The organism is Actinomadura sp. NPDC000600, from assembly GCF_040492135.1.
Lineage (GTDB): Bacteria > Actinomycetota > Actinomycetes > Streptosporangiales > Streptosporangiaceae > Spirillospora.
Genome location: NZ_JBEUPD010000003.1, coordinates 398846 through 424648, shown reverse-complemented (window position 1 = coordinate 424648; position 25803 = coordinate 398846). Strand labels below are relative to the sequence as shown.

26 protein-coding genes are annotated in these 25803 nt (G+C 71.6%); 10 read left to right on the top strand and 16 right to left on the bottom strand.

Annotated features, from left to right (window positions below):
• Nucleotides 1-8 precede the first annotated feature (8 nt).
• A complete protein-coding gene (locus tag ABWI07_RS07170) occupies nucleotides 9-2501 on the bottom strand; it encodes an ATP-dependent Clp protease ATP-binding subunit (RefSeq protein WP_149259964.1) in 2493 nt (830 codons plus the stop codon).
• A 280-nt stretch (nucleotides 2502-2781) separates the two neighbouring features.
• On the opposite strand from ABWI07_RS07170, the gene ABWI07_RS07165 reads away from it, so the two are divergent.
• On the top strand, nucleotides 2782-3246 hold the full coding sequence (locus tag ABWI07_RS07165) for a nitroreductase family deazaflavin-dependent oxidoreductase (protein WP_149259965.1): 465 nt from the start codon (nucleotides 2782-2784) through the stop codon (nucleotides 3244-3246).
• Here the strand turns inward: ABWI07_RS07165 and ABWI07_RS07160 are convergent.
• Entirely contained in the window at nucleotides 3183-3821 is a 639-nt protein-coding gene (locus ABWI07_RS07160; protein WP_353817984.1) for a pyridoxal-phosphate dependent enzyme, read from the bottom strand. The two genes, ABWI07_RS07165 and ABWI07_RS07160, sit on opposite strands and share 64 nt — an antisense overlap.
• A 10-nt stretch (nucleotides 3822-3831) precedes the next feature.
• Nucleotides 3832-4605: a glucose 1-dehydrogenase gene (locus ABWI07_RS07155; protein ID WP_149259967.1), complete on the bottom strand. Its 774-nt coding sequence runs from the start codon at nucleotides 4603-4605 to the stop codon at nucleotides 3832-3834.
• A gap of 88 nt (nucleotides 4606-4693) precedes the next feature.
• Between ABWI07_RS07155 and ABWI07_RS07150 the strand changes: the two genes are divergently transcribed.
• Nucleotides 4694-5305 (top strand): TetR/AcrR family transcriptional regulator, encoded by a 612-nt coding sequence (locus ABWI07_RS07150; RefSeq protein ID WP_149259968.1) that lies wholly within the window; start codon nucleotides 4694-4696, stop codon nucleotides 5303-5305.
• On the opposite strand, the gene ABWI07_RS07145 is transcribed toward ABWI07_RS07150, so the two are convergent.
• Nucleotides 5302-6852, bottom strand: coding sequence for a class I adenylate-forming enzyme family protein (locus ABWI07_RS07145; protein WP_353817983.1), 1551 nt, complete (start codon nucleotides 6850-6852; stop codon nucleotides 5302-5304). The genes ABWI07_RS07150 and ABWI07_RS07145 overlap by 4 nt on opposite strands.
• The gene (locus tag ABWI07_RS07140; protein ID WP_149259970.1) at nucleotides 6849-7736 is read right to left on the bottom strand and encodes an alpha/beta hydrolase; all 888 of its coding nucleotides are present in this window, start codon (nucleotides 7734-7736) and stop codon (nucleotides 6849-6851) included. The genes ABWI07_RS07145 and ABWI07_RS07140 overlap by 4 nt, the downstream gene beginning before the upstream one ends.
• 79 nt (nucleotides 7737-7815) lie before the next feature.
• Between ABWI07_RS07140 and ABWI07_RS07135 the strand changes: the two genes are divergently transcribed.
• A complete protein-coding gene (locus ABWI07_RS07135; protein WP_353817982.1) occupies nucleotides 7816-8463 on the top strand; it encodes a TetR/AcrR family transcriptional regulator in 648 nt (215 codons plus the stop codon).
• Nucleotides 8464-8516: 53 nt separating this feature from the next.
• On the opposite strand, the gene ABWI07_RS07130 is transcribed toward ABWI07_RS07135, so the two are convergent.
• Nucleotides 8517-9497, bottom strand: coding sequence for a helix-turn-helix transcriptional regulator (locus ABWI07_RS07130; RefSeq protein WP_353817981.1), 981 nt, complete (start codon nucleotides 9495-9497; stop codon nucleotides 8517-8519).
• A 120-nt stretch (nucleotides 9498-9617) separates the two neighbouring features.
• On the opposite strand from ABWI07_RS07130, the gene ABWI07_RS07125 reads away from it, so the two are divergent.
• Nucleotides 9618-10013 carry a RidA family protein gene (locus ABWI07_RS07125; RefSeq protein WP_353817998.1) on the top strand — a complete coding sequence of 132 codons (396 nt, stop codon included), beginning with the start codon at nucleotides 9618-9620 and terminating at the stop codon, nucleotides 10011-10013.
• Nucleotides 10014-10087: 74 nt separating this feature from the next.
• Here the strand turns inward: ABWI07_RS07125 and ABWI07_RS07120 are convergent, their stop codons facing one another.
• Nucleotides 10088-10597 (bottom strand): potassium channel family protein, encoded by a 510-nt coding sequence (locus ABWI07_RS07120; protein ID WP_235036903.1) that lies wholly within the window; start codon nucleotides 10595-10597, stop codon nucleotides 10088-10090.
• 109 nt (nucleotides 10598-10706) lie between these two features.
• Entirely contained in the window at nucleotides 10707-12044 is a 1338-nt protein-coding gene (gdhA, locus tag ABWI07_RS07115) for an NADP-specific glutamate dehydrogenase (protein ID WP_200841949.1), read from the bottom strand.
• A gap of 343 nt (nucleotides 12045-12387) precedes the next feature.
• On the opposite strand from gdhA, the gene ABWI07_RS07110 reads away from it, so the two are divergent.
• Genes ABWI07_RS07110 through ABWI07_RS07100 form a run of 3 tightly spaced genes read left to right on the top strand, consistent with a single transcriptional unit; the run spans nucleotide 12388 to nucleotide 15251 of the window.
• Complete coding sequence (locus ABWI07_RS07110; protein ID WP_353817980.1) at nucleotides 12388-12699, top strand: circadian clock KaiB family protein; 312 nt, start codon at nucleotides 12388-12390, stop codon at nucleotides 12697-12699.
• Nucleotides 12699-14183: a circadian clock protein KaiC gene (gene kaiC, locus ABWI07_RS07105; protein ID WP_353817979.1), complete on the top strand. Its 1485-nt coding sequence runs from the start codon at nucleotides 12699-12701 to the stop codon at nucleotides 14181-14183. Before ABWI07_RS07110 ends, kaiC begins: the two co-directional genes overlap by 1 nt.
• Before the next feature lie 15 nt (nucleotides 14184-14198).
• Nucleotides 14199-15251 carry a sensor histidine kinase gene (locus ABWI07_RS07100; RefSeq protein WP_149259976.1) on the top strand — a complete coding sequence of 351 codons (1053 nt, stop codon included), beginning with the start codon at nucleotides 14199-14201 and terminating at the stop codon, nucleotides 15249-15251.
• A 36-nt stretch (nucleotides 15252-15287) separates the two neighbouring features.
• Here ABWI07_RS07100 and ABWI07_RS07095 read toward each other — a convergent pair whose 3' ends face one another.
• The 3 genes from ABWI07_RS07095 to ABWI07_RS07085 form a co-directional block, all read right to left on the bottom strand.
• Entirely contained in the window at nucleotides 15288-15644 is a 357-nt protein-coding gene (locus ABWI07_RS07095) for a DUF488 domain-containing protein (protein WP_149259977.1), read from the bottom strand.
• A 54-nt stretch (nucleotides 15645-15698) separates the two neighbouring features.
• On the bottom strand, nucleotides 15699-16091 hold the full coding sequence (locus tag ABWI07_RS07090) for a hypothetical protein (RefSeq protein WP_149259978.1): 393 nt from the start codon (nucleotides 16089-16091) through the stop codon (nucleotides 15699-15701).
• 160 nt (nucleotides 16092-16251) lie between these two features.
• The gene (locus ABWI07_RS07085; RefSeq protein ID WP_353817978.1) at nucleotides 16252-17097 is read right to left on the bottom strand and encodes a hypothetical protein; all 846 of its coding nucleotides are present in this window, start codon (nucleotides 17095-17097) and stop codon (nucleotides 16252-16254) included.
• Between the two features lie 136 nt (nucleotides 17098-17233).
• Here ABWI07_RS07085 and ABWI07_RS07080 point away from each other — a divergent pair, with 136 nt between their 5' ends.
• Complete coding sequence (locus ABWI07_RS07080; RefSeq protein ID WP_149259980.1) at nucleotides 17234-18226, top strand: RNA-guided endonuclease TnpB family protein; 993 nt, start codon at nucleotides 17234-17236, stop codon at nucleotides 18224-18226.
• A 26-nt stretch (nucleotides 18227-18252) separates the two neighbouring features.
• Here ABWI07_RS07080 and ABWI07_RS07075 read toward each other — a convergent pair whose 3' ends face one another.
• From ABWI07_RS07075 to ABWI07_RS07065, 3 genes are all read right to left on the bottom strand, one after another.
• Entirely contained in the window at nucleotides 18253-18501 is a 249-nt protein-coding gene (locus tag ABWI07_RS07075; protein ID WP_149259981.1) for a hypothetical protein, read from the bottom strand.
• A gap of 347 nt (nucleotides 18502-18848) precedes the next feature.
• Complete coding sequence (locus tag ABWI07_RS07070) at nucleotides 18849-19778, bottom strand: dienelactone hydrolase family protein (protein ID WP_353817977.1); 930 nt, start codon at nucleotides 19776-19778, stop codon at nucleotides 18849-18851.
• A gap of 397 nt (nucleotides 19779-20175) precedes the next feature.
• Nucleotides 20176-21768 (bottom strand): CocE/NonD family hydrolase, encoded by a 1593-nt coding sequence (locus ABWI07_RS07065; protein WP_353817976.1) that lies wholly within the window; start codon nucleotides 21766-21768, stop codon nucleotides 20176-20178.
• An 81-nt stretch (nucleotides 21769-21849) separates the two neighbouring features.
• Here ABWI07_RS07065 and ABWI07_RS07060 point away from each other — a divergent pair, with 81 nt between their 5' ends.
• Together ABWI07_RS07060 and ABWI07_RS07055 are read left to right on the top strand one after the other, a co-directional pair.
• A complete protein-coding gene (locus tag ABWI07_RS07060; RefSeq protein ID WP_353817975.1) occupies nucleotides 21850-22755 on the top strand; it encodes an arginase family protein in 906 nt (301 codons plus the stop codon).
• Between the two features lie 20 nt (nucleotides 22756-22775).
• Nucleotides 22776-22961 carry a hypothetical protein gene (locus ABWI07_RS07055; protein WP_353817974.1) on the top strand — a complete coding sequence of 62 codons (186 nt, stop codon included), beginning with the start codon at nucleotides 22776-22778 and terminating at the stop codon, nucleotides 22959-22961.
• Between the two features lie 69 nt (nucleotides 22962-23030).
• Here ABWI07_RS07055 and ABWI07_RS07050 read toward each other — a convergent pair whose 3' ends face one another.
• Both ABWI07_RS07050 and ABWI07_RS07045 read right to left on the bottom strand, forming a co-directional pair.
• Entirely contained in the window at nucleotides 23031-24146 is a 1116-nt protein-coding gene (locus ABWI07_RS07050; RefSeq protein ID WP_149259984.1) for a hypothetical protein, read from the bottom strand.
• Nucleotides 24147-24270: 124 nt separating this feature from the next.
• A complete protein-coding gene (locus ABWI07_RS07045) occupies nucleotides 24271-25506 on the bottom strand; it encodes an RNA-guided endonuclease InsQ/TnpB family protein (RefSeq protein WP_353817973.1) in 1236 nt (411 codons plus the stop codon).
• Nucleotides 25507-25803 lie beyond the last annotated feature (297 nt).

Sequence of the window (25803 nt, the reverse complement as noted above, 5' to 3'; positions counted from 1 at the left end):
TGTAGCCCTTACCCAGTGGCGACGTCGAACTGGAGGCCGCCGTTCACCGCGGACACGTCGACATGCCCGCCGTGCCGCAGGTCGCCGGACAGCAGCAGGTCGGAGAGCCGGTCGTCCACCTCCCGCTGGATCGTGCGGCGCAGCGGCCGGGCCCCGAACTCGGGCTGGTAGCCGCGCTCGGCGAGCCAGTCGACGGCCTCGGGGCTGAAGGTGACGGAGACGTCCTGGGCGCGCAGCCTGCGGCGCGTCTCGTCCAGCAGCAGGTCGGTGATCTGGCGGAGCTGGCCCTCCTCCAGCCGCTGGAAGACGATGATCTCGTCGATCCGGTTGAGGAACTCGGGCCGGAACGACTCGCGCAGCCGCCGCATGATCCGGTCGCTCAGCGCGCTGCCGTCGCCGGACGTGCCGAAGCCGATCTCGGTCGTGCCGGTGATCAGCTCCGAGCCGAGGTTGCTCGTCATGATCACCACGGTGTTGCGGAAGTCGACGGTGCGGCCCTGCGCGTCGGTGAGGCGGCCGTCGTCGAGGAGCTGGAGCAGGACGTTGAAGACGTCCTGGTGCGCCTTCTCGATCTCGTCCAGCAGGATCACCGAGTACGGCTGGCGGCGGACGGCGTCGGTGAGCTGCCCCGCCTCCTCGTAGCCGACGTACCCGGGCGGCGCGCCCATCAGCCGGCTGACGGTGTGCCGCTCCTGGAACTCGCTCATGTCGAAGCGGATCATCCGGTCGCGGCTGCCGAACAGCGCCTCGGCCAGCGCCTTGGCCAGCTCGGTCTTGCCGACGCCGGTCGGGCCGAGGAACAGGAACCCGCCGATCGGGCGGTCCGGGTCGCCCATCCCGGCGCGGGACCGCCGCACGGCGCGCGACACCGCCTCCACGGCGTCCTCCTGCCCGATCACGCGCTGGTGCAGGTGCCCCTCCAGGTTGGCCAGGCGCTCCCGCTCGGCCTGGGTGAGCTGGGTGACGGGGACGCCGGAGATCCGGGAGACGACCTCGGCGATGTCCTCCGTCGTCACCTCCGGGACCGTGGTCGGCGCGCCGTTCCCGCGCGTCTCGGTGAGGTCCTTCTCCAGCCGGGCGACCTCGTCGCGCAGCTCGGAGGCCCGCTCGTAGTCCTCGTCCGCGACGGCCTGGTCCTTCTCGCGGCGCCGCTGGTCGAGGCGCTGCTCCAGCTCGCGCCGCCCGCCGTCGCGCGTGGAGCGCAGCCGGACGCGGGCGCCCGCCTGGTCGATGAGGTCGATCGCCTTGTCCGGCAGGAACCGGTCGGTCAGGTAGCGGCTGGACAGGTCGACCGCCGCGACGAGCGCCTCGTCGGTGAAGCGGACCTGGTGGTGCGCCTCGTACCGGTCGCGGAGCCCGCGCAGGATCTCGATGCTGTCGTCGGCGCTCGGCTCCGGCACCAGGATCGGCTGGAACCGCCGCTCCAGCGCCGCGTCCTTCTCGATGTTGCGGCGGTACTCGTCGATCGTGGTCGCGCCGACCACGTGCAGCTCGCCGCGGGCGAGCGGGGGCTTCAGCATGTTGCCCGCCGACATCGCGCCCTCCGCGCTGCCCGCGCCCACGATCGTGTGGATCTCGTCGATGAACACGATCAGCCCGTCGGCGTGGTCGCGGATCTCGTCCACGAGCTTCTTCAGCCGCTCCTCGAAGTCGCCCCGGTACCGGGTGCCGGCGACGACGCCGCCCAGGTCGATCTGGACGATGCGCTTGCCGCGCAGGGTCTCGGGGACCTCGTCGTCCACGATCCGCTGGGCCAGCCCCTCGGCGATCGCGGTCTTGCCGACCCCCGGATCGCCGATCAGCACCGGGTTGTTCTTGGTGCGCCGCGAGAGGACCTCGACCGTCTCCTCGATCTGGTCCTCGCGCCCGATCACCGGATCGATGCGCCCCTCCCGCGCGAGGGCGGTCAGGTCGCGCCCGAACTCGTCCAGCGTCGGCGTCCCGGACGACTGCCCGCCGCCGGGCGGCGGCTGCCCGGGGCCCCCGCCGGACGCCGCCTGCTGGAGCGAGTCGGGCGTCACGTGCTCGTGGTCGAGGATCCGCCCGGCGCTCGACCCCCGATCGAGCGCCAGCGCGAACAGCAGGTGCTCGGGCCCGATGTAGGACGAGCCCAGCGCCCGCGACACCTGGTGCGAGTCGAGCAGCGCCCGCTTGGCGGACGGGGTCAGCTCGGGCGGGACGTCCCGGGGCTCACCGCGCCGCGCGTGGTCCTCGATCTCTTCCCTGATCTTGTCCGGATCCGCGCCGGCCCGCGCCATCCACTGCCGCGTCCCCTGCTGCCGCGTCGCCGCCCACAGCAGGTGGTCGGTGTCCAGATCGTTGCTCCCCCACTGGGCCGCCTGCGCGGCGGCGTCCCGCACCAGCTCCCGCGCGGGCTCGCTCATCAGCCGCGCGAGGCTGATCCGCTCCATGGGCCTCCGGTGCGCCCGCGCCCCGAAGAAGCGGGCGAGCATCTCCTCGAACGGGTCCATTCCCCCTGGCCCGTACCATCCCGCGGTCATCCTCGAAAACCCCCCGGTAGTCGAAGGACACGTCATAACAACGGACATGCCCCTGCCCATGGCATGCCCCAGGAAACCCCCGCGCCAACCGTCCCACGCCCGCGAGCACGGGCGCACGCGTCCCGGCGAACACCACGCCGACGGGGCCGGCGGCTCGTCTGGACGCGGGTCGCGGGACCGGTCAGGAACCAAGAAGCGCCCTTTACCGGGCCGCGCCTAGCGTGGTCGGTACGGAGACCCCCCAGGTACGGGCGACGTGGCGACGGACGGGAGGCAGACGATGGCACAGGATCAGCGGGTGAAGGCGCGCAAGCGCGGCACGCCAGGGGCGGTGTCCCGATGGGTGCAGCGGACGATGAACGCCCGCATCATCGGCAAGGTCCGGCGCGGACGCGGAACGTTCATGGGCATGGACGTCCTGGTCCTGGACACGGTGGGCCGGCGAACCGGCCGGCGGCGCGAGACGCCCGTGTCGTGGTTCCCCGGTGGAGACGACGCCTGGCTGATCGTCGCGTCGGGCGGCGGGAGCCAGGACCCGGACTGGTACGTCAACCTGATGGCGCACCCCGACCAGGCGGCGGTCGAGCTGCCCGGCGGCGGGGCCGTGCCCGTGACGCCCCACCGGCTCGACGGCGCCGAACGCGAGGAGGCCTGGCAGCGCATCACCGCTGCCCAGCCCCGCTACGCGAAGTACCAGCGCCGGTCCGACCGCCAGTACCCCGTGGTCCGCCTCACCCGGCGCTGAGCTCGCGTGTTCGGCGGGTCAGGCGGACTGGTGCGCGGTCGCCAGCTGCCCGCGTGGGTGCACAAGAGCTGACCGCCCAGCGGGGACGCGGCCGCCTGCCGCGCCGCTGGATGACGCCGTCCGCGGGCGGTCTTCAGGGCCTGGGGGACGCCTCCTCGACCCGTTGCGTCGTCCGCGACCAGGAGGAGGTCGTCCAGGACGGCCGGGATGGGACGCCGCCCTGCGACGCCGTCGGCGATCGTGTCGGTCGATTCGGTGGTGACGACACGCCGTTGATGCCAGGAGCGCGTCATCGCGGGCGCGCCCAGCGGCTGGACGCAGATCACCTCGACTTCGGGCGCGCAGGCCTTCACGACGTGGCCCACGCCGGTGGCCAGCGCACCGCCGCCGAGAGCGATCAGGACGGCGTCGAACGGCGGCACGGCGTCCACCAGCTCCAGCCTGGCGCCCAGCACGCGGATGCGGTCGAGCTTGGCCGCAGGCGCGGCGCGGGAGGCCACGACGGTGACGTCGGGCCCCCGGCCGCGACCGGACCAGGCGAGAGCCTGGCCGAGGTTGCCCGCGCTGGCGCACACCGCGGGCGGCTTACAGCCCGGAGCCGCCCGTAGCGTCGATCACCTGGCCGGTCACCCAGCGCGCGTCGTCGGAGGCGAGGAACGCCACGATGTCGGCCACGTCCTCGGTCCGCCCGATCCGGCCCAGCGCGGACAGGGCCGCCGCCTGGGCCTCGGCCTGCGGGTTTCCGCGCAGCCAGCCCGCGTTGACGTCGGTGTCGATGATGCCCGGCGCCACCGAGTTCGCCGTGATGCCCCGGGGGCCCAGTTCCTTGGCGAGGTTGAGGGTGAAGGTGTCGAGCGCGCCCTTGGTCGAGCCGTAGGCCATGATCTCCGGCAGGGCGATGCGGGCCGCGCCGCTGGAGATGTTGATGATCCGGCCGCCGTCGCGCAGCCGCTTCAGGCCCTGCTGCACGATGAAGAACGGCGCGCGGACGTTCACGGCGAAGACCTCGTCGAAGTCGTCCTCGGTCAGCGACGACAGGTCGGGGCTGCGTCCGATGCCGGCGTTGTTGACGATGATGTCGACCGCCCCGCCGGGCGCGTACTCGCCGGCATGGGCGTCGAAGGCGGCCCACAGGCGGGCCGCGTCGCCATGCCGTCCCAATTCCGCGCGCAGTGCGAAGGCCCGGCCGCCGTCCTTGCGGATGCGTTCGACGACCTCCTCGGCCGCCGCCTCGTTGCGGGCGTAGGCGACGGCGACGGCCGCGCCGTCCCGGGCGAGACGCTGCGCGATGGCCCGTCCGATGCCGCGGCTCCCACCGGTGACCAGCGCGGTCTTCCCTTCGAGTGCGCGTGCGCCCATGGCTGTGACCACTCCCTCAGTATTTTTGAGCGATGACTCAAGAAATAACCTAGCACGCCTTGTTGAGCGGTCGCTCTAAAATGTGGGGGTGAGCGACACACGCGCGAAGCGGGGGCGGCCGAGGGCGTTCGACCGCGACACGGCACTGGACGCGGCCACACGGCTGTTCTGGGAACGCGGCTACGAGGCCACCTCCGTCGGCGAACTGACCGAGGCGATGGGCATCAGGCCCGGCAGCCTGTACGCGGCCTTCGGGGACAAGAAGTCGCTGTTCAAGGAGGTGGTGCACAGCTACGGGCGCTCGGCCGTCGGCGCGTTCATGAGCGTCGCGCTCGATGAGGAGCCCACCGCCTACGGCGCCTTCGCCCGCATCCTGCGCGAGGCGGCCGTGATCTACAGCGACCCGTCCCACCCGGCCGGCTGCCTGACGATCAGCGCGGCCACCAACGTCACCCCGCAGGACGCCGAGGTGGCGGCCTTCCTCCGTGATCTGCGGAACAGGAACCTGGACGTCTTCCAGGCCCGCCTTCAGGCGGCGCAGCAGGCGGGCGAGCTACCCGCCGCAGCGAACCCCCGTGCCCTGGCCGCGTACTTCGCCGCGGTCATCCAGGGAATGTCGCAACGCGCCGCCGACGGAGCGACAGCAGCCGAACTCACCGAAACCGCGGAACTGGCCCTCACCGCATGGCCCGCGCCCTAGTGCAGTCTGTCTTTCTGGACCTTGCCGGCAGGGGTCATGGGCAGGCCAGTGCGGATGATGATCTGCTTGGGGACCTTGTAGTCGGCGATGGCGGCGGCACAGAAGTCGCGCAGTTCTCGCGCGGTGGTCTCGGCCCCGGAGGTGAGCACGACGTAGTAGCGGCCGATCTCGCCGAGGACGGGGTCGGGTACGCCGACGCCGGCGGCCAGGGCCACGCCGGGATGCGACATCAGGAGGTTCTCGACCTCGATCGGGTAGACGTTGAAGCCGCCCTGGACGAACATCTCGTGGCGGCGTCCGCGCAGGGTCAGGTGCCCGTCGCCGTCGGCCCGGGCCATGTCGCCGGTGCGCAGCCAACCGTCCGCGGTGATCGATCGTGCCGTCTGGTCGGGCATGGCGTGGTAGCCGGCCATGAGCGAAGGGGCGCGGACCAGCAGTTCACCGGTCTGCCCGGCCGCGGTCTCGGCACCGTCACCGTCGACGATCTTGATCTGGACGCCGGGCAGCGGCCGTCCGACGGCCCGGAGGGTCGTCTCCCGGTCACTGCCCCAGGGAGTCATCACCACCGCTCCGGACGCCTCGCTCAGTCCGTAAAGGTTCATCACGGTGGCGCGGGGGAACGCGCGGGCCAACCGTTCGAGCAGCGCCGGGTCGGCGTTGGCGCCTCCGGTGACGACCAGCCGGACGGCGGAGGTGTCGGCCGTCGCGAACTCCGGAGCCCGCAGCAGCAGTGTGTGCATCGTGGGCACGCCGACCCAGACCGTCAGCCCGGACGTCCCGAACAGGCGGGCGGCTTCACGGGGAGAGAAGGCCGGCAGCAGGACCGCCCGGGTGCGGGCGACCAGCGCGGTCAGCACACAGCAGGTGATCCCGCTCACGTGGTTGAGCGGGACGGTCACCGGCAGGACGTCGTCGGGCCCCAGCCGCATGTGCCGTGCCTGGGCGGTGGCCGCCGCCAACTGTCCGCGGTGGGTCAAGGTCGCCCCCTTGGGGCGTCCGGTCGTCCCGGACGTATAGATGACCAGGACCGGGTGGCCGGGGTCCACCGCTCCCTCGGCCGCGGCGAGCGCGGCGGCGTCGGGCGGGTCGGCCTCAAGGTCGTCGAGGGTGAGAGCACCGCCCGGACCGAGGGTCACCGTCCCCTCCACCTCAGGGGTGCGATCGCGTATGCGGGCCAGGAGGTCGAGGAGGTCGACGTCCGCGGTCGCCGGCACGGTGAAGACGAATCGGGCTCCCGAGTGGCCGAGGATGTGGGCGAGTTCGCTTTGGCGGTAGCGCACGCTCAGCGCCACCACGACCGCGCCGATCTTCGCCGCCGCGAAGTAGATCGCCAGCCAGTCGGGGGTGGTGTGGTCGTTGACGGCGATGCGATCGCCGTGCCGCACTCCCAGCCGCAGCAGGCCGCCGGCGATGCGGTCGGACCGCTGGTCCATCTGCGCCAGGGTGATGTTCCGTCCGCCGGCCGACCAGCCGATCCGGTCTCCGGCCGTCCGTGCCGCCGCGCGCAGCAGATCACTGATGCGCTCTGGAGCCTCCCGCCGCGTCATGACCGGGGCCGCAGGTGGGTGGTCAGGAACTCGATCTGGTCGGCGACGAGCCGTTCGACCAGCGGCGGGTGGTAGACGGTGAAGTGGTCTGCGTCGTAGTGCCTGAGCTCGCCCCGCGACGCGGCGGCTGCGGCCCTCTCCGCGATCGCGGTGTCGACCAGGTTCTCCCGGTCGCTCTGGCACACCAGCAGCGGGCACCGCACGCGGGACGCGCGGGACGCGGCGTTGTAGAAGAGCATTCCCAGCCCGGAGGCGGCGGTGACGCGGTTGTCGAACTCATAGCCCGGCGGGCACACCGACCGCCAGCCCTCCAGAGCGCCCGGCTGGTTGACGAAGGCCGGCTCGCCGGGAGGGCCGACCAGCGGCACGTACCGCCGCGGCCGCCGCAGCGCGGCGCGCACCAGGTCGGAGATGACGGGGACGGTGAACCGGGCCAGGTGCCGCAACCCGCCTCGCAGGGCGATGGCGCGCCCGCTGAGCACCGGGCACTGCACCACCGCCGCCGTCAGCTCGGGGTGCCTGGCGGCCGCGGCGAGCACATGGCTGGCGCCGAACGAGGTTCCCCACAGCGCGACCCGTCCGGCGTCCAGTTCAGGCCGCGTCCGGGCGAACTCCAGTGCGGCGTCGATGTCCTGGGCGTACCGGCGTGCGCTGACCAGCTGACGCGGCAGACCGCCCGATTCGCCCAGGTGACGGAAGTCGAAGGCCAGCACGGCAAGGCCCGCCTGGGAGAACCACTTCTCGTACTGGTCGAGCATCATGTCGTGCGTCGCGCCACCGCCGTGCACCAGTACGACGATCGGATGCGGCCCGGAGCCCTCGGGGACGGTGAGCCAGGCGGCGCATTGATCGCCGCCGGAGGTGAACGAGGTACGCGTCGTCATGCCCTCTCCAATCAAGTACGTTGTACGTGAACAGGGAGAGTTAAACACGTACCTTGTACGCAATCAAGGGGAAGGGTCCATGCCGGCACCGCGCAAGTTCACCCACCAGCAGTTGCAGGCCGCGGCTCTGGAGCTGATCGACCAGGAGGGCCTGGCCGGGCTGACCATGCGCGCCCTGGCCGCCCGGCTCGGCACCGGCCCGATGACCATCTACAACTACGTCGACGGCCGTGAGGGACTCGAACGTCTCGTCACCGGCGCGGTCATGGCGCAGGCCCGCTGGTCCGACGAACCTTCCGGCGACTGGCGGACACGGCTGGCGGCGACCGCCGAGGCGATCTGGCGGGCCGTGCGCGCGCACCCCAACGCGATCCCCCTCGTCCTCACCACCCGCAGCCTCGACGAAGACGCACTCGCCCCCGCCGAAGCCCTGCTGCAGGCCCTGGCCGACAGCGGACGAACCGGAGCCGAACTACTGGCCGCCTTCCGCGTGGTCTCCGGCTTCATCGCCGGATTCGCCCAGGCCGAACTCACGGGTCCCCTCGCATCCGCGGCCGGCCAGGACGCCGGAACCATCGTCGCGCGGATGGCCGACCTTCCGGCGCAGCGGTTCCCCCGGCTGATCGAGATAGCCCGCGCAGCCACCGGCGACCCTCAGACCGAGTTCCGCGCCGGATTGGGGATCCTCCTCGCCGGGATCGACGCCTCGGGCCCGCACCCGGACTGACCTCCCTCAAAGATCAGGTCCTCCGCACGGGTCTCGAAGACCACGGCTCTTCGTCAGTTCTCGGGTGGAGGGCCGTAGGAGGCGGCCATCGCGGCGGCGCGGTCGCGCAGGGCGGTGCGCAGCCACTGCGGGGCCAGGGCCTCCGCGCTGGTGCCCAACTGCCACAGGGCCCAAACGGCATGCCTGGGATCTTGGAAGGCCACCTCCATCCGCAGCCGGCCGTCCGCGTCGGTCTCCTCGGCGCGGACGGCAAGCGCGGTGCCCACCAGGTCCTCCCGCCGCGCCGGGTCCACCCGGACCAGCACGGTGACCTGGTCGCCGCCCGTCCGGAACCGCGTGCTGCGCTCCTGCCAGGCGCGGTCCAGGTCGACCCGGTCCGACCGCGAGGCGGGTTCGGCGAGCTCCTCGGCGGCGAGGATCCGGGACAGCCGGTAGGTGCGGTCCGCGCCGGACCGCGTGGCCAGCAGGTAGCCCTGGTCGCGCACGGTGACCAGGCCGATCGGGTCCACCGTCCGCCACTTCGGGCCCTGGCCCGCGGCCGCGTAGTGGATGCGCAGCTTGTGTCCGGCGAACACCGCCCGCCGGACCTCGGCCACCACGGCGTCGGGCACCTCGTCGGCGACCGGCCGGCGCGAGAGGAGATCGGTCTCCGGGTCGATGAGCAGCCGCTCGGCCGCGCCGGCCGCGGTGTCGCGGTGGCTCTCGGGCAGCGCGTCGACCACCTTGAGCATCGCCGAAGCGAGCGCCGAGCCGAGGCCGAACGCCTGCGCGCCGCGGCGCGAACCCGCGACCAGCAGGGCGAGCGCCTCCTCGTGGTTCAGTCCGGTGAGCTCGGTCCGGAAACCGGGGAGCAGCGCGAACCCGCCGTGGCGGCCGCGTTCGGCGTAGACCGGGACGCCGGCCGCGGACAGCGCCTCGATGTCGCGCAGCACGGTGCGGGTGGACACCTCCAGCTCGCGGGCCAGCGCGGCCGCGGACATCCGACCGTGCCGGCGCAGCAGCAGCACCAGCGAGACCAGCCGGTCGGCGCGCATGCGCGAAGTCTACGGAAATACACGACACAGGATGTCGTGATTTGTTGGGAGCCTCATCAGCGCGGCCCGAAGATGCGGCCGCCAATGCCGATGGACGTACGCAATGGAGCTGATGTGGCAATGGAGCGAACGGCGGTCAACCCGTGGGCGTGGTCCGTGGAGATGGGCTACAACCAGGGCGAGATCGTCTCCGGCAACACCCGGACCCTGTACTGCGCCGGGCAGACCGCCATGGACGGCGACGGCAAGCCCCGGCACGCCGATGACATGGCGGCGCAGCTGGCGCTGAGCCTCGACAACCTGGAGGCCGTGCTCGGCGAGGCCGGCATGTCCCTCGCGGACCTCGTCCGGCTCAACGTCTACACCACCGACGTCGACCGGCTCTTCGAGCACTACGGCGTGCTGGCGTCGCGCCTGGGCGCCGCCGGGGCGGCGCCGTCCACCACGATGCTCGGGGTGACCCGGCTGGCGATTCCCGTCCTGATGGTGGAACTCGAGGGGACCGCCGTCGCCTGACGCGCCCTTGCCGCCTCCGGCACGACCGCCGGAGGCGGCGCAGCGCGAGTGACGGGCCTGCGGGGACGCCGCGCTCACTTGGCTCCGCCGTCGTCCGGAGCAGCGGATTCGGCGGCCTTGCGTTCGACGCCCCGGCGCATCGCCTCCAGGAAGACCTTGGCCACGATGCCCAGGAAGACCAGGTCGCCGAGCATCTGCACGGCCGTCAGGGCGCGGGCCGTCTGGGACGTCGGGACGATGTCGCTGAAGCCGACCGACGTGAAGATCGTGATGGTGTAGAAGAGGGCGTCGATGTGCGTCAGGGGCTCGGAGAAGCCGGGCGGGGTGTCGTGGCTCATCAGCCGGTAGCTGGAGGCGAACACCAGCACGAAGAGCGAGACGGAGGTGCCCAGCGCCTCGACGGTGCGCATCCGGGGGGAGTGCGACTGCGTGATCGACCGCGCCTGCCACGCGACGAGCAGGCCCAGGGAGATCAGCGAGGCGCTCAGCACCGTGCCGGTCACCGCGGTGAACGACCTGTTCAAGGGGGCCGTGAAGTACACGACGAGCAGGGCCGCCGTGGTCAGCGTCGTGCGCAGGACCACCCAGGTCAAAAGCCCGAACCGGGCCCTTCGCGAGGGAGCGTTCACTCTCCGTGCATGCCCAGGGCCGCCCCGTCTGATCCGTGGGCCGGGCCGCTCGCCCCGGTGCCCGCTAGATGAGGCCCTGGGCGAGCATGGCGTCGGCCACGCGCTCGAAGCCGGCGATGTTGGCGCCGACCACGTAGTCGCCGGAGGCGCCGTAGCGTTCGGCGGTCTCGTAGCAGGTGTCGTGGATGCTCGTCATGATGGCCGACAGCTCCTCCTCCACCTGGGAGAACGGCCAGGAGGCGCGGCTCGCGTTCTGCTGCATCTCCAGCGCGCTCACCGCGACGCCGCCCGCGTTGGCGGCCTTGCCGGGGCCGAACGCGACGCCCGCGTCCTGGAGGATGTGCACGGCGTCGGGCGTGGTCGGCATGTTCGCGCCCTCGGACACGGCCTTCACGCCGTTGCGGACGAGGACCGCGGCGGCCTCGGCGTCCAGCTCGTTCTGCGTCGCCGACGGGAGCGCGATGTCGGCGGGGACGTCCCACACCCGGCCGCCCGCGACGAACCGCGCGGAGGCGCCGCGCAGGTCGGCGTAGTCGGAGACGCGGCCCCGGTCGACCTCCTTGACCTGCTTGAGGAGGTCGAGGTCGATCCCCTTCTCGTCCACGACGTAGCCGCCGGAGTCGGAGACCGTGATGACGTTGGCGCCGAGCTGCTGCGCCTTCTCGATCGTGTAGATCGCGACGTTGCCGGAGCCGGACACGACGATCTGCTGGCCGTCCAGGTCCTCGCCTCGGCGGCGCAGCATCTCGGCCGTGAACATCACGTTGCCGTAGCCGGTCGCCTCCGTCCGGACGGCGGAGCCGCCCCACAGCATGCCCTTGCCGGTCAGCATCCCGGCCTCCCACCGGTTCGTGACGCGGCGGTACTGGCCGAACAGGTAGCCGATCTCGCGGGCGCCGACGCCGATGTCGCCGGCCGGGACGTCGGTGTGCTCGCCGACGTGGCGCTGCAGCTCGGTCATGAACGACTGGCAGAAGCGCATGACCTCCGCGTCGGAGCGGCCGTGCGGGTCGAAGTCGCTGCCGCCCTTGCCGCCGCCGATGCCGAGCCCGGTCAGCGCGTTCTTGAAGATCTGCTCGAAGCCGAGGAACTTGACGATGCCGAGGTTCACCGTGGGGTGGAAGCGGAGCCCGCCCTTGTACGGCCCGAGCGCGCCGTTGTACTCGACGCGGAAGCCGCGGTTGACGTGGATCTCCCCGTTGTCGTCCTCCCACGGGACCCGGAACATGATCTGGCGCTCCGGCTCGATCACCCGCTCCACCAGCTTGGCGGTGGCGAGCCCCGGCCGCGCGGCCAGCACCGGGCCGAGGCACTCCAGGACCTCGTGCACGGCCTGGTGGAACTCGGCCTCACCCGGATCGCGGCGCAGCACGCCCGAGTAGGTCTCCTCCAGGACGGCCATGGTCTCGGGCGGGGCCGGCAGGCGTGAGGCGAGGGGCATAGCGGGGATCCTTCCTTCAGACCCCTTCACTTTAGAACCCGTTTCCGGGTGCCGGAGGAACGCCTCGCCGCGGCGACCCCCTCCAGGACGGCCGCAAGGCGGGATCTCTCTGGCGGGGACACGGCCAGGCGGGGACGCTCCGGTGGATTAGGACACGCTGTCAAGGCAAGGATGTGACTGAGAGTGTTCGGAGGGTCGCGCACACGAGGTCGGCGCGGTCGGCGGAGGCCGTGGCGGCGGAGCAAAGCCGACCAGACCACGGTGAAGGCTGTAACGGAGGGTTACCGATGACGCGGTGGTCATGATGGCGGCGACGGTCTACTCGTTCACGGTGTACATCGCGGGTCGCACGCCAAGGTCGCTCAGCGCGCTGGCCAACCTGCGGTTCCTGTGTGACTCCTTCTTGCCCGACCGCCACGACATAGAGGTCGTCGACGTGTCGGAGCGGCCGGATCTGGCGGAGCGGGACGGTGTTCTGGCGACGCCCATGGTCATCAGGACCGGTCCGCTTCCGCGCTGCCGGGTCATCGGGGACCTGTCCGATCACCGGAAGGCCGCCGACTTCCTGGGCCTGGTCGAGGTGGACCGGTCGTCTCCAGTGGAAAAGGGGCGCTGATGGTCACTGAGGTTCGGCGCACCCCGACCGGGATCAGCGGCTTCGACGAGGTGGCCGTGGGCGGGCTGCCGGCCGGTCGCTCCACGCTGGTCACCGGTACCGCCGGCAGCGGGAAGACCCTGTTCGCTCTGGAGTTCCTCGCCCGGGGGATCATGAAGTACGAGGAGCCCGGAGTCTTCGTCACCTTCGATGAGACGCCCGAGGACCTCCGGAGCAACGTCGCCTCCCTCGGCTTCGACATCGCACGCTGGGAGCGGGACGGCAAGTGGGTCTTCGTGGACGTCTCCGCTGTCGAGGAGGAGATGCTCTCGGTCGGCGGGTACGACCTGGGGGGCCTGATCGCGCGGGTCGAGCACGCCGTGGCCCAGGTCGGGGCCGGGCGGATCTCGCTCGACTCGCTGGGGACACTGCTCATCCGTTTCCAGGATCGGGAGCTGATACGCCGCGAGCTGGCCAGGCTCACCCGGAGGCTGGAGTCGGTCGGGGTCACGTCGGTGCTGACCACCGAACGCGACAGCGAGTACGACGGCCTGACCCGGCACGGCGTCGAGGAGTTCGTCCTGGACAACGTCCTGATCATTCGCAACGTCCTGCGGAACGAGAGGCGCCGCCGGACGCTGGAGATCGTCAAGTTCCGCGGAACCACGCACCGTACCGGGGAGTGGCTGTTCACCATCGACCCGACGGAGGGCCTCGTCGTCGTTCCCCTGGCGTTCCTGGCCCCGCGCGAGCAGGCGTCGCGAGCGCGGGTGTCCACCGGGACTCCGGGACTGGACGAGATGGTCGGCGGCGGGATCTTCCGTGACGCGCTGGCCCTGGTGACCGGACCGCCCGGCTCCGGCAAGACGCTCATGGCCCTGCAGTTCGCCGACGCGGCGTTCCAGGCGGCCGAGCGCAGCCTGTTCTACGTCTTCGACGAGACCCGTGACCAGCTCTACCGCAGCGCCGCCGGCTGGGACATGGACCTGGAGGCCATGGAATCCTCGGGGCTGCTGCGGATCACGGCCGGCTACCCGGAGGAGGCGTCGGTGGAAGATCACTTCCTGAGCGTCCGGAGGGACATCACCGACTTCGCGCCGAGCCGGCTGATCATCGACAGCCTGTCCGCCCTGGAGCGCCGAGGAGCACCGAGGACGCTGCTGGACTTCGTGATCGCGCTGGGCGCCCTCGCGCGGGAGCACGAGATCACGACCCTGTTCACCTCCTCGACTTCGTCCGACACGTGGGCACCGGTCCCCGCTGCTTCGGCCATGGAGGTCGCCAGCATCACCGACGTGACGATCCTGCTGCGCTACGCCGAGAACGCGGGAGTGGTGCAGCGCATCGTCGCCGTGCTGCAGAGCCGCGGATCGCCCCACGATCCCACCGTGCGCCGAGTCGGCATCGACCACGCCGGGCTACGCGTGGGAGACCCCTACACCACCGGATCCCGCCTGTTCCCCGACCCGGACGTGCCGCCGCCCGACCGGCGGCCGGAACGCTGAACGCGATGAGCACGGATGGGTGAGTTCGAAGGGGCTCCGGCCACGCCGGAAACCGGACCCGGGTGGCCGGTCGACTTCGCGCGCGAAGCGGGGCCCACGGTGGTGTCGGCGCTGGCGGACGGGCTCGTCGCGGTCGACGACCAGGGCGTCATCCGCATCTGCAACGCCGCGGCCGAGGTACTGCTCGGCCGTCCGGCGAGCGAGCTGGTCGGCAGCCCGTTCGGACACCCGGTCGTCGCCGACCACTCCACCGAGATCGATCTGGTGCTGCCGGGCGGAGGCACCCGGGTGGTCGAGATGTGCGCCAGCACCACGACGGTGTCGGGTCAGCGCCTGCACCTGGCCTCGCTTCGCGACATCACCCTCCGGCGACGGGCATGGGAGCGGCTCGAAGCGGAACTGGACCTCCAGGGAACGATGATCGCCGTCATGGCCCACGAGATCCGCAATCCCCTGGCCGGGATCGGCCTTCTGATAGACACGCTCCGCGAGCCCGCGGAAGACCTCACCGACGACGAACGGAAAAGGATCCTCGACCAGGTCGCCGATCGCGTCGCCCGCCTGCAGTCACTGGCGGCCAGGCTCCTGACCACGATCAGGACCGGCGGAGAGCTCCCGCGCCCGCCCCGCGAGCCGGTCCCGCTGCTGGAGATCACGCTGCAATGCCTGGCGGACTTCGGTGACCGGGCGCGGGACACGCACGTCTACTGCGACCCCGAGATCCGGGTGCTGGCCGACCGTGGCGAACTGGCAGAGATGCTGGTCAACTATCTGCAGAACGCCTTCCACCACGGAGCCCCGCCGATCGAGATCCGAACGACCGGCGCGGGCGACGCCGTCGAGGTCCAGGTATGCGACAGCGGGCCGGGAGTACCCGAGGAGTTCGTGCCCAGCCTGTTCGAACGCTTCACGCGCGCGGCGGGGCCCCGACGGGACGCCGACGGGTCGGGGCTGGGTCTGTGGATCGTCCGGCGGCTGGCCCAGGCCAATGGCGGAGAGGCCTACTACCGGCCGGGCGAGCCCCAAGGCGCGTGCTTCTGCCTGCGCCTCCCGCGGGCAACGGAATGAGGAAGCGGGCTCCGATCAGCGGCGGCCGCGGGGCGGTCAGCCGGAGTCGCGGAGCCGGTCGGCGAGGACGGCGGCCTGGCTGAGGTCGACGTCCTTGGTCGCGGTGAGCAGGGTCACGGTGCCCTGCCGGGCGAGTTCCCGCAGGTGATCGAGAGCCTCGGCGCGCTCGGGCTCGGCCAGTTCGGCGTCGTAGCGGCGGGTGAACTCCTCGAACTTGTCGGGGTCGTGCCCGTACCACTTGCGGAGGTCGGTGGAGGGGGCGACGTCCTTCTCCCACTCGTCCAGGTGCGCCTTGTCCTTCGACAGGCCCCGCGGCCACACGCGGTCGACCAGGATTCGCGTCCCGTCCTCGCCCGATGGCGGCTCGTACACCCTGCGCAGCTTTACCTCCATGGCGGCTGTATACCCGGGGTCACGGACGACACGCACGTCCCCCTGATCCTTGGCTCACTGCGGGGTTCGCGGGTGGCCAGGCGGCGTCGCCAGGGGCGGGCGGCGGGGCCCGTCAGGGTCCGCTGGGACGGGCGCCGCCGGCGGAGACGCCCCGAGGGCGCGCTCCCCGCCGGGGACGTCGTCCAGGGCGCGGCCGCGGTCGGCGGCGGCGCGGCGGGCGAACTCGGCGGCGGCCGTCCGGCGGGCGAACTCTCCGGCGAGGGCGCGGCCGAGGACGTCGTCGTCGGGATGGTGCCTTTCCAGGTATTCGAGGGCCTCGGCCAGTTCCGCGGTGGTCAGTCGCCGCACGGGCTTCCCGGTCCAGCGCGGAAGGACGCCGAACCGTCCGGCCGGCGATACGGCGGAGGGTGCGGCGCGGGGTTCGGTGCTCATGGGCTCCGTGCTCATGTGCGGGGTCCTTTCAGTTCTGGTGCCGGAAGCGGCGGCACTGGAGGCGGGACGGTTCCGAGACCGCCGCACACCTGTCCGCCCGGCCGAGAGAGCGGCCCGCCCCAGCGGAGATACCGGTACGTCCGTGCAAGGGGACGCATCGGTATCCCACGGAGTCTCAGGAGTCGCTGAAGGACTTGCGTTCCACCCGTCCGTTCGTGCTCGGCCCCCATCCGTTCGTGCTCGCGGACCGGCCGTTGGTGCTCGGGGCAAGGCGGGAGGTCTTGGCGGGCGAGGGGCGCGGCGGCGCGGTCTCCACCAGGTAGTCGTGGTCGGGCGCCGGGACGGCCGGACGCTGCTCGGGGCCGGCCGCCGGGCGGGGCTCGTCGCGGGGCCGGTCCCGCAGCCGCCGCGCCGCCTGCCGGAGGGCGCGCTCGCCGACGAGCCGCGCCAGTTCCAGGCCCCAGCAGTCCAGCTTGTCGGCGTCGGTGAGGTCCTCGCGGGCGCTCAGCTCGGCCGCGAGGCCGCCGAGCCGCTGCGCCTCGGACAGGTCGAACTCGCGCATGAGGTGGCAGCACAGCTCCGCAAGCGCCGCGTGGTCGCGTTCGAACGACAGCCCGGCCAGGTCGTTGTGCGACAGCCTGCTGAGCGCGCGCTTGCGCTCCAGCTCACCGTCGGCGAGCCGCAGTATGCCGCTGAGGAGGGCGACGGGACCGGTGCCGCCGCCGCGGCTCTGCGCGGGGGCGAACGACATGCGCAGCACCGCCGCGGAGCCGATCCCGGCGGCGATGACCCGGACGACCATGAGGCTCGCCGGGGGTGTGGTGGGGGGCAGCCCGAACGTCCACCCGGAGGCGGTCACCGCGATCAGCGCGATCAGCGCAGCGCTGGCGTTGACGAAGACGAACAGCAGCCCGCCCGGGGAGAGCAGGGCCGCGACGGGCTTGTCGCGGTAGCGCGCGACGAGCTCGGCGAAGCCGATCGCGCCGCCGATCAGGGCGGCGAAGAGCATCTCGATGGTCATCGGTTCTCCTTGGTGGATACTCCGGCCTTCAGACCGGGGGGAAACGAAGCTCCTGCCGAGCAGGGCAGGAAGGGGCGAGTCGCCTCCGGGGCCATTCGCCATCCGCGCTCGCACCCAGGCCGACAGGTTGCGGGCCATGGCGCGGCAGGTCAGGCGGGCATTCAAGTACCGCTTCCATCCCACGGGCGAGCAGGCGGCCGAGCTGTCGCGCACGTTCGGCTGCGTGCGGCTGGTGTACAACAAAGCGCTTGAAGAGCGCACCCGGGCCTGGAACGTCGAGCGGCGCCGCATTTCCTACGCGCAGTCGTCGGCCTTGCTGACGCAGTGGAAGAAGACCGAGGAACTGGCCTTCCTGGCCGAGGTGTCCTGCGTCCCGCTTCAGCAGGCGCTGCGCCATCTCCAGACCGCTTTCACCAACTTCTTCGCCAAGCGCGCCAGGTATCCGCGATACAAGTCGCGCAAGCGGTCGCGTGCGTCGGCCGACGCCGGGATAACTTCGCTGGTGACCTTGTCGACCGGGGAGAAGGTCGCCAATCCCCGGCAGGAGCGCCGTGACCGCGCCCGCCTGGCCAAGGCGCAGCGCGAACTCGCCCGCAAAGCCCCCGGCTCGGCGAACCGGGACAAGGCCCGCCGCAAGGTGGCCCGCGTGCACGCACGGATCGCCGACCGGCGCCGCGACCTGCTGCACAAGCTGTCGACCCGTCTCGTCCGTGAGAACCAAACGGTCGTGATCGAAGACCTCACCGTCGGCAACCTGCTCAAGAACCGCACGCTCGCACGCGCCATCTCCGATGCGGCGTGGCGGGAGCTGCGCTCGATGCTGGAGTACAAGTGCGCCTGGTACGGCCGCGAGCTGGTCGTGGTCGACCGCTGGTTCCCCTCCTCCAAACTGTGCGCGGCCTGCGGAACCATCTGCACCAAGCTGCCGCTGGACGTCCGCGAATGGACGTGCGAGTGCGGCGCGATGCATGACCGCGACGTGAACGCGGCACGCAACATCCTGGCCGCCGGGCTGGCGGTGACCGCCTGTGGAGACGGTGTAAGACCTCAACGGGACACCTCCCGGACGGGGCACTCGTCGGCGAAGCAGGAAACCCAACGGGCGACCGCTGGAATCCCCCACCCTTAGGCGGGAGAGGAAGCCAAGGACTTCCCTTACGCGCTGCGGGCGGACAGCCGGCCGAACGGGGACTCCTCGGTCCTGCCGCGCCGGGACGGCAGGGGTGCGGGGCGCCGCCGGGACGCCGGCTCGCCGCGTCCGACCTCCAGGAAGACCAGCAGCCACTCGGCGGGCCCGGAGGCGGCCCCGGTGTACGTGCGCAGCGCCTGCTCGCGGGCGCCGAGAAAGGCCAGCATCCACTCGGCGGGGCCGGTCGCCCCGGTGGCTCGAATTCGTGAATCCATGCGGGAGACCATTCCGCAGCCGAAGATCGAAGTCGACTCCTTCCGGGTCAATTTTGCGGGTCCCGCCTCACACACCGACCATTTGCCGTCATGTCGGAAACGTCGGCCGGGCAGCGCGATCTCCTTCCCGGTGGCACGGCGGACGGGAGGTTGGAACGGGCGCGAGGTTTCCTTTACGAAGAATTGCGGCAATGCGCCGGGCGGCCTGCCAGGGGGAGATCCCGATTTATGCGGCGGTGCCGCGCCCGCACGCCACCGAGCATTCCCTCACGACACGCCCCCGGGGTCGCGGACGGTGGTGGCGGCCGAGCGGGGGTGGCCGCCACCACCGTCCGGAACCGGCTGGATCAGCCGGTCGGGCAGGTGCCCTCGTACTGGGCGATGGTCGTGCTCGGGCTCGGTTCGGGGCAGAGGAACTGCTCGTAGCGGGCGTCATCGTCCACGAACCGCTTCATCCAGGCGATGGCATATTTCGCGATCGTCGTGTTCGGCGCGTTGAACGTCGTGTGCCCGGCGTTCCTCAGCTCCAGGTACGCCTTCTCGGGGACGGCCGTAAGGGTGCCGTAGTACCTCTCCGCCATCGAGTCGGCCGGCGCGATGGTGTCGTTGTCCGCTCCCATGATCATGGTGGGGGCCTGGACGTTCTTCCAGTCGTAGTTGGTGTCCCACGGCGCGAGGGGGACGGCGGCCTGCAGCGACGCGCGCTTGTTCGCGGCCTCCAGCGTCCCGCCGCCGCCCATGGAGTGGCCCATGACGGCGAGGCGGGACGCGTCGATCCGGTCCTTCGCCTTGCTCTTGCCCGTCATGTAGTCGAGCGCGGCGAGGAGCTGGTCACCGCGGGCGGCCGGGGCGTCGAGCAGGCTCTTGGTCTCCAGGGTCATGACGACGAAGCCCTGCGACGCGAGGCGGGGCCCGTACCAGTCGATCACGCTCTGCGGGGACATGAACCCGGGCGAGACGGCGATGGCGCCGAACGTCCCCTGGCTCGTGTCGGTCGGCGCGTAGATGGTGCCCCTGTTGAAGCCGGTTCCGCTGCCCGCCGGAACATCGATCTTCTCGATGGCGAACGGGCCCCGCTCCGCGGTGATGCTCGCCTCGGTCGGCGCGGGCCCGCGCTCGTAGGGGCTGTCGGCGGGAGCGGCGGCGAGGGGACGGGCGGGCAGGGCGGCGGGACCTGCGGGGGCGGCGGCCTGCGCGGCGGGCGCCAGCGCGGCGCCGGCGGCCAGGGCGACGGTGGCGGGGAGGACTCTGAGCGCGTGCGTCAGATGCCTGTTCATCGGGAGCGCACCCTTCACTAGGCGTGACCCGCAGCGGGGGTGGAATCCGCGGGTTCCCGCATTGTGAAGCGCTCCGGCTTTCTTTGCTTCTCCCGCAACTGCGTTCTCGCCGTGGCGACATCGTCGCCGACTGACAAAGTGGTCAGCCGGCGGGGCAGTCCATGGAAACGGACGGAGGGGCCACTCCCCCCGAGTGACCCCTCTCCCCCCGTACCGCCGTCGCCGTCCCGGCGCGGACACAGGACCGGCCGCTCCCCCCGAAGCGGCTCGCGCCGGTCGTTCGGCGGATGCGAAGACCGTAGCGAGCCGTCCGCGGGCGCATCCCGGCTTTGCCCGGCCCTGTCGACGAACGGGCCGCAGCGTGCGATGAGCGGAGCACACCGCGCGTCCGGCGTGGTCAGCCTCGCCAGACTGGCAGGTGGACGGCGGAGGGGTGGTCCCGGTCGCGGAGGACCTCGAAGCGCGTGCGCCGGGACGCGACCGCCCGTCCGGCGGGCTCCGCGGTGCCGTGGTTGCGGGCGAAGCGGGGGAACGCGCCGCCCGCGAGCATCACGCGCAGGCGGTGGCCGCGCCGGAAGCGGTACGCGGTCGGGTGCATCTCGATCTCGGCGCGGACGAGACCGGTGGACGTGATGCGCAGGATGCCGTCGGTGACGTTGCGCGAGACGCCGCCCCGGTCGACGTCGCAGAGCCGGACGAACAGGTCGCCGCACCCGGTGCTGGTGCGCACGTGGACCGTCGCCCAGACGGGCCCGATCACGTCGAGGTCCTCGGGGAGCGGCGCACCGGTGAGGACGGCCACGTCGTCCCGGCGTTCAAGGGGGGCGTTGTCGCGCTGCCTGCCCTTGCCCGGCGACAGCAGCGGGCCGCCGACGTTCGGGGTCGGGTCGAGGGGGTCGTAGGTGAACGTGGCGGGGTCCGCATCCGGCTCGTCCCAGACGAGGCCCTGCGAAAGGTAGAGCGGCGTGGGCGTGGTCTCGGGCGGGGGCCACTGGTCGAAGTCCAGCCAGGTGTTGGCCTGTTGCAGGTGGAGCCTTACCGGCGCCCTGCGGAGTTGGGCCTTGTCTCCGTTCAGGTGGGCGTTCAGCCAGGAGACCTGGTCGTAGAGCGTCGCGCGGAGGGCTTTGGCGTCGTGCCCCCAGGGGCCGATGGTGATGCGGACCTGTTGTCCCTCCGCGCGCATGGCGGCGAAGTCCCTGAGCTGGCCGCGCAGGAAGAGGTCCCACCAGCCCGTGACCATCGTGGTGGGGGTGGTGGTCATCGGGACGGCGGGGCTGTGGTCGGTGGCCTTCCAGAAGTCGTCGCCGGGCTCGGCATGGGCCGTGACCTCGCGCAGGAACGGTTCGGGGCGTCCGATGGCCGCGAGGTCGGCCTCCCCCACCGGAAGGTGCCGCATCGCCCGCCGGACGCGCCGGTGGTGGAACGGCCGCCTTCTCCCGTCCTGCGTGCCCATCAGCGACGACCAGACAAGGGTGTTGTGCAGGGCGAGCGCGCCGCCCGGGTAGAACGAGCTGGCGAACTCGGACGCGGTGATGCCCAGTCCCATCGCGGCCAGCGGCGGGTCCGCGTACGGCGCGACGGCCCACTGGGTGAATCCGAGGTAGCTGGCGCCGGCCATGGCGATCCGCCCGTCGCACCAGGGCTGCGCACGGAGCCACTTGAGCGTGGCCAGGCCGTCGTCCTTCTCGTCGTGGAAGGCATGGAACTCGCCGCCCGACCCGAAGACGCCGCGCACGTTCTGGACGACCACCTGGAACCCGCGGCGGGCCAGGACGCCCGCGAACAGCCGGACGACGGCCTGCCGCTTGCCGTAGGGGGTGCGTATCAGCACGACGGGCAGCGGCCCCGCGCCGCGCGGACGGTAGAGGTCGGCGACGAGCACGACGCCGTCCGGCATGGGCATCCGCAGGTCCCGTGCCGCCTCGACGTGCGGGGACGGCGACTCGGGGAGGCCGAGGACGCGGTCGACGAGCCGCCCCGAAATGGTCACTGACCGATCCTTTCCGGCGATTCCGATGTTCCGCTTGTTTCCGTAGTGTGCCGGGCCGAGTCCGTGTTCTAGATTGCAGGAATGATCGCAGTGCTCGACGCCCCGTCCAACCTGGGGCTCCGTCCTCCGCGCGAGGGCCACGAGCCCGGTGTGCGGCGGCTCGCCCGCGCGCTGCGCGGGCACGACATCGTCGCCCGGCTGAAGGCCGAGGACGCGGGCCGGGTGGACCCGCCGCCCTACGTGTTCGGCCCGGACCACGAGACCGGCTACCTGAACGGACCGGGCATCGCCGACTACACCGAGCGGCTCGCGGCCTGCGTCGGCGAGATCCTGGACCGCGGCGACTTCCCGGTGGTGCTCGGCGGGGACTGCGGCATCCTGCTCGGCCCCATGCTCGCGCTGCGCCGGCGCGGCGCGTACGGCCTGGCGCATCTGGACGGGCACGACGACTACTCGCCCCGGCGGGACCCGTCGACCGTCGCCGGACGGCTGACGGCGGGCGGGGCGGCGCTCGGCCTCGTCACCGGGCGCGGCCCGGCCGCGCTCACCGGCATCGAGGGGCTCGCCCCCTACGTGCGGGAGGAGGACGTCGCGCACATCGGCGTCCAGCGGGAGCCCGAGGACTTCGAGCTGTTCGACCTGGACGCGTTCGAGGCCTCGCACGTGCGGCGCTTCCCGATCGAGTACATCCGCGAACACGGCGCGGACTCGGCCGCCGAGGGGGCCCGGGCGCACCTGGAGGCCGCCCCGATCGAGGGGTTCTGGATCCACCTCGACGTCGACATCCTGGACAAGAGCGTGATGCCGGCCGTCGACTCCCCCAACCCGGACGGTCTGTCGTTCGAGGAGCTGACGTCCGTCCTGCGGACCCTGGTGGCGAGCCCGCGCGCGGTTGGGATGCACATCGCCATCTACGACCCGGAACTGGACCCGGACGGCGTGGCCGGCGCGGCCCTCACCGAGACGATCGTCGCGGCGTTCTCGTAGCCGTGTCGTCCTGGTGAGCCGTGTCGGCCAACGTCCACTTCGTCTCCAGCGAGGCGATCGACCCCGCTGAGGTCCACGAACTGGTCCTGTCGCGGGGCGGCGGCCGTGACCCCCTGCATCACGTCCCGGGGGAGGCGGCCCTCGCCCGAGACGGCGCCTGCGTCAACGTCAGCCGGTCCTGGTGCGGGGCTTCTCGGGGCGGCTGACGACCGTGGACGACGTGCGGGCGCGCGTCGCGGCGGGCGCCCACGACATCTTCGACCCGTGACGGGCGGTCAGACCGCGATCAGTCGTTCGTACTCGTAGAGGACGCTGGCGAACTCGCCCGTCGGCACCTCGCACGTGTGTCCGGGCAGCCACAGGTGCTCCAGCCGGACGGTCTGGACGTCGATCCTGACGTGGCAGGCGTTCCCCGTGTGCTCCCAACCTGGCCGCGCGGCGCGGACGACTTCCAGGTGGTGGCGGTGGCTCTGCACGTCGTGGAGCAGGAACGCCGTAAGGACGTGCCGCGGCCCGTTCACCGAAGGCGTGAACGCGCCGGCGCTGGAGGCGGCCGCCGCGAGGTCGACACCGGAGTCGGCGAGTTCAGGGAAGAACACCTTGACGCGCCGGGCGACACCCCCGATCTCGATGGGCTCGCAGGGGAGCCGCAGGACGGACTCCGGGTCGACGTAGCCGTGCACAGGCACCCCGGCGACGACACCCGACCACGCCCCGGGGATCCCGTTGAGGAATCGGGCCTGGGTCAGGGCGTTTCCCAGCTCGCCCATGAGGCGCTCCGGGTCGAGGCCCTTCGGCATGAACGTCTTGGTGCCGCTGCGTAGGCGCGTCCCCGATTCGTCCAGGACGGCGAGGTCCGCCCAGCAGGCACCGGAGCCGGTCTCCATGATGCCGTGCGGCAGGCAGGCGTCCGGGTGGGGAGTCAGGCCGGCCAGATCCTCCAGCACGGCGCGAGGGGTCTGGACGAGGCCCCATCCCTGCGTCCGCTGGGAGACCGAACCGAGGGCGAGGGAGGCGGCCATGGGCTCGCCGCTGCCCGGGCGGCCGAGCTCGCGTTCCAGGCTGCGGCGGCTCTTGAGCGCGCCGACCTGCTGGAGGTACTCGTCCAGGCACCGCCGCAGGACGGCCGGATCGAGGTCGCAGGACGCCCATCCGCCGACGTCCCGCACGTGCACGGTCGTCCCGTCGAAGTCGAGGCGGTGGTAGCGGTACTCCTCCTGCCAGGGCCGGGCCGCGCCGTCGCTCAGCCGCCCCTGGGCGCGCGCTATCGCCGAGACGTCCTCGCCCAGGTCGTTGATGAGAAAGTCGCGCAGCGGGGCGTGCAGGGGATCGGTCTCCACCGCCACCCGGACCCCATCGCTGCGGAACCGCACCGGAAGCGACATCGCCATTCGCGTGATTATGCCTATAAGCGAAGATCATCACCGGTATGGCGGAATGTTCGTTCCGATCAGACGGGTTCGTCCGCCATGTACGGGGGCGCCGGCTCGTACTGGATTTGACATCCTCTCCGTCCTAAAGGACGGAGACTCCCTCCACGCTGCGCATGGTCCGCGCGGCGTCCGGGTGGGTTACCGCTTCGCCGCGCGGTGCCGCCATCGCTGGTGGTCTGACCCGCGCTCCACGGTCGTTTCGACTCTCCGCCCGTCCGGCGGCGAGTATGTTCAGCGCCGCGTTCACGTCGCGGTCGTGGGCTGCTCCGCAGGGGCAGTCCCACGCCAGGACGTTGAGCGCGATCTTGTCGTTGATCCGGCCGCATGCCGAGCACATGCGGGTGGAGGGGAAGAACCTGTCCACCCTGCCGAAGGTGCGCCCGTACCGGGCGGCCTTGTACTCCAGCATGGCGGTGAAGCTGGCCCATCCGGCGTCGTGGACGCTCTTGGCGAGCCGGGTCCGGCCCAGACCGGTCACGCACAGGTCCTCGACGTAGACCGCTTGGTTGTCGCGGATGATCGCCGTGGACAGCTTGTGCTGCCAGTCCCGCCGGGTATCGGCCACCCGCCCGTGTGCCCGCGCGACCTTGACGACGGCTTTCCTGCGGCGGTTCGAGCCCTTCTGCTTGCGCGACAGGGCCCGCTGCAACCGCCTGAGCCTGCGGGCCGCGCGGCGCAGGAACCTCGGCGCGGCGACCTTCGTGCCGTCCGACAGCACCGCGAAATGCGACAGGCCAAGGTCGATCCCCACCTCGCCTTCCGAGGGCGGCAGCGTGTCCTGCGGACCGGTCTGCACGACGAACGAGGCGAAGTAGCGCCCGGCCGCGTCTCGGATGACCGTCACCGACGACGGGTCGGACGGCAGCGGCCGCGACCACCGGACCCGCACCTCGCCGATCTTCGGCAGTCTGAGCCGGCCGTTGTCCAGCACCTTGAACCGGGAGTTGCGGGTGAACCGGATGGCCTGCCGGTTGTCCTTGCGGGACCGGAACCTGGGCGGGGCCATCTTGCGGCCCTTGCGCTGCCCGCTGATCGAGGCGAAGAAGTTGCGGTAGGCCGCGTTCAGGTCGGCCAGGGCCTGCTGTAGCACCACCGCCGACACCTCGCCCAGCCATGCCCGCTCAGGGGTGGCCTTCGACAGGGTGATGATCTGCTTGGACAGTTCGGCGTCCGGGATGTACGGCAAGCCCTGCTCGCGGGCCTGCTGCCGTGCGCGCAGCCCGTCGTTGAACACCACCCGCGCGCACCCGAACGCCTTGGCCAGCGCGATCTGCTGGCCAGGCGTCGGATACATACGGTAGTTGTAACGTAACTGCACACCCGCACCGTACCGGTCCATGACCGAACCCGAAGGCAATAGCACCGACAGACACCGCGTCGTTGCGATGCACTTGCACCCGGTCTTCGCGACGAAGTTCCGGCACGCCGAGCGCCGTCAGCGGTACATCGAGCAGCGGAACCGTCCCGGTCAAGGCACTGCCCGGGCCATGATGTCCCTCCCAGCACGGGCCTTCACCCCCGGCCTGAAGGCCGGAGCACTGGCCCATAGATCACGAACGCGACGCGCATGCGTCCAGGCTGTCACCGGAGCCGGCATGGCGTCCACGACGGGCAC

Coding starts and splice junctions, on each gene's coding strand:
- ABWI07_RS07170 (WP_149259964.1), bottom strand. CDS start 2,501: ATGACCGCGGGATGGTACGGGCCAGGGGGAATGGACCCGTTCGAGGAG.
- ABWI07_RS07165 (WP_149259965.1), top strand. CDS start 2,782: ATGGCACAGGATCAGCGGGTGAAGGCGCGCAAGCGCGGCACGCCAGGG.
- ABWI07_RS07155 (WP_149259967.1), bottom strand. CDS start 4,605: ATGGGCGCACGCGCACTCGAAGGGAAGACCGCGCTGGTCACCGGTGGG.
- ABWI07_RS07145 (WP_353817983.1), bottom strand. CDS start 6,852: ATGACGCGGCGGGAGGCTCCAGAGCGCATCAGTGATCTGCTGCGCGCG.
- ABWI07_RS07140 (WP_149259970.1), bottom strand. CDS start 7,736: ATGACGACGCGTACCTCGTTCACCTCCGGCGGCGATCAATGCGCCGCC.
- ABWI07_RS07135 (WP_353817982.1), top strand. CDS start 7,816: ATGCCGGCACCGCGCAAGTTCACCCACCAGCAGTTGCAGGCCGCGGCT.
- ABWI07_RS07130 (WP_353817981.1), bottom strand. CDS start 9,497: ATGCGCGCCGACCGGCTGGTCTCGCTGGTGCTGCTGCTGCGCCGGCAC.
- ABWI07_RS07125 (WP_353817998.1), top strand. CDS start 9,618: ATGGAGCGAACGGCGGTCAACCCGTGGGCGTGGTCCGTGGAGATGGGC.
- gdhA (WP_200841949.1), bottom strand. CDS start 12,044: ATGGCCGTCCTGGAGGAGACCTACTCGGGCGTGCTGCGCCGCGATCCG.
- ABWI07_RS07110 (WP_353817980.1), top strand. CDS start 12,388: ATGGCGGCGACGGTCTACTCGTTCACGGTGTACATCGCGGGTCGCACG.
- kaiC (WP_353817979.1), top strand. CDS start 12,699: ATGGTCACTGAGGTTCGGCGCACCCCGACCGGGATCAGCGGCTTCGAC.
- ABWI07_RS07100 (WP_149259976.1), top strand. CDS start 14,199: ATGGGTGAGTTCGAAGGGGCTCCGGCCACGCCGGAAACCGGACCCGGG.
- ABWI07_RS07095 (WP_149259977.1), bottom strand. CDS start 15,644: ATGGAGGTAAAGCTGCGCAGGGTGTACGAGCCGCCATCGGGCGAGGAC.
- ABWI07_RS07090 (WP_149259978.1), bottom strand. CDS start 16,091: ATGAGCACGGAGCCCATGAGCACCGAACCCCGCGCCGCACCCTCCGCC.
- ABWI07_RS07085 (WP_353817978.1), bottom strand. CDS start 17,097: ATGACCATCGAGATGCTCTTCGCCGCCCTGATCGGCGGCGCGATCGGC.
- ABWI07_RS07080 (WP_149259980.1), top strand. CDS start 17,234: ATGGCGCGGCAGGTCAGGCGGGCATTCAAGTACCGCTTCCATCCCACG.
- ABWI07_RS07075 (WP_149259981.1), bottom strand. CDS start 18,501: ATGGATTCACGAATTCGAGCCACCGGGGCGACCGGCCCCGCCGAGTGG.
- ABWI07_RS07070 (WP_353817977.1), bottom strand. CDS start 19,778: ATGAACAGGCATCTGACGCACGCGCTCAGAGTCCTCCCCGCCACCGTC.
- ABWI07_RS07060 (WP_353817975.1), top strand. CDS start 21,850: ATGATCGCAGTGCTCGACGCCCCGTCCAACCTGGGGCTCCGTCCTCCG.
- ABWI07_RS07050 (WP_149259984.1), bottom strand. CDS start 24,146: ATGGCGATGTCGCTTCCGGTGCGGTTCCGCAGCGATGGGGTCCGGGTG.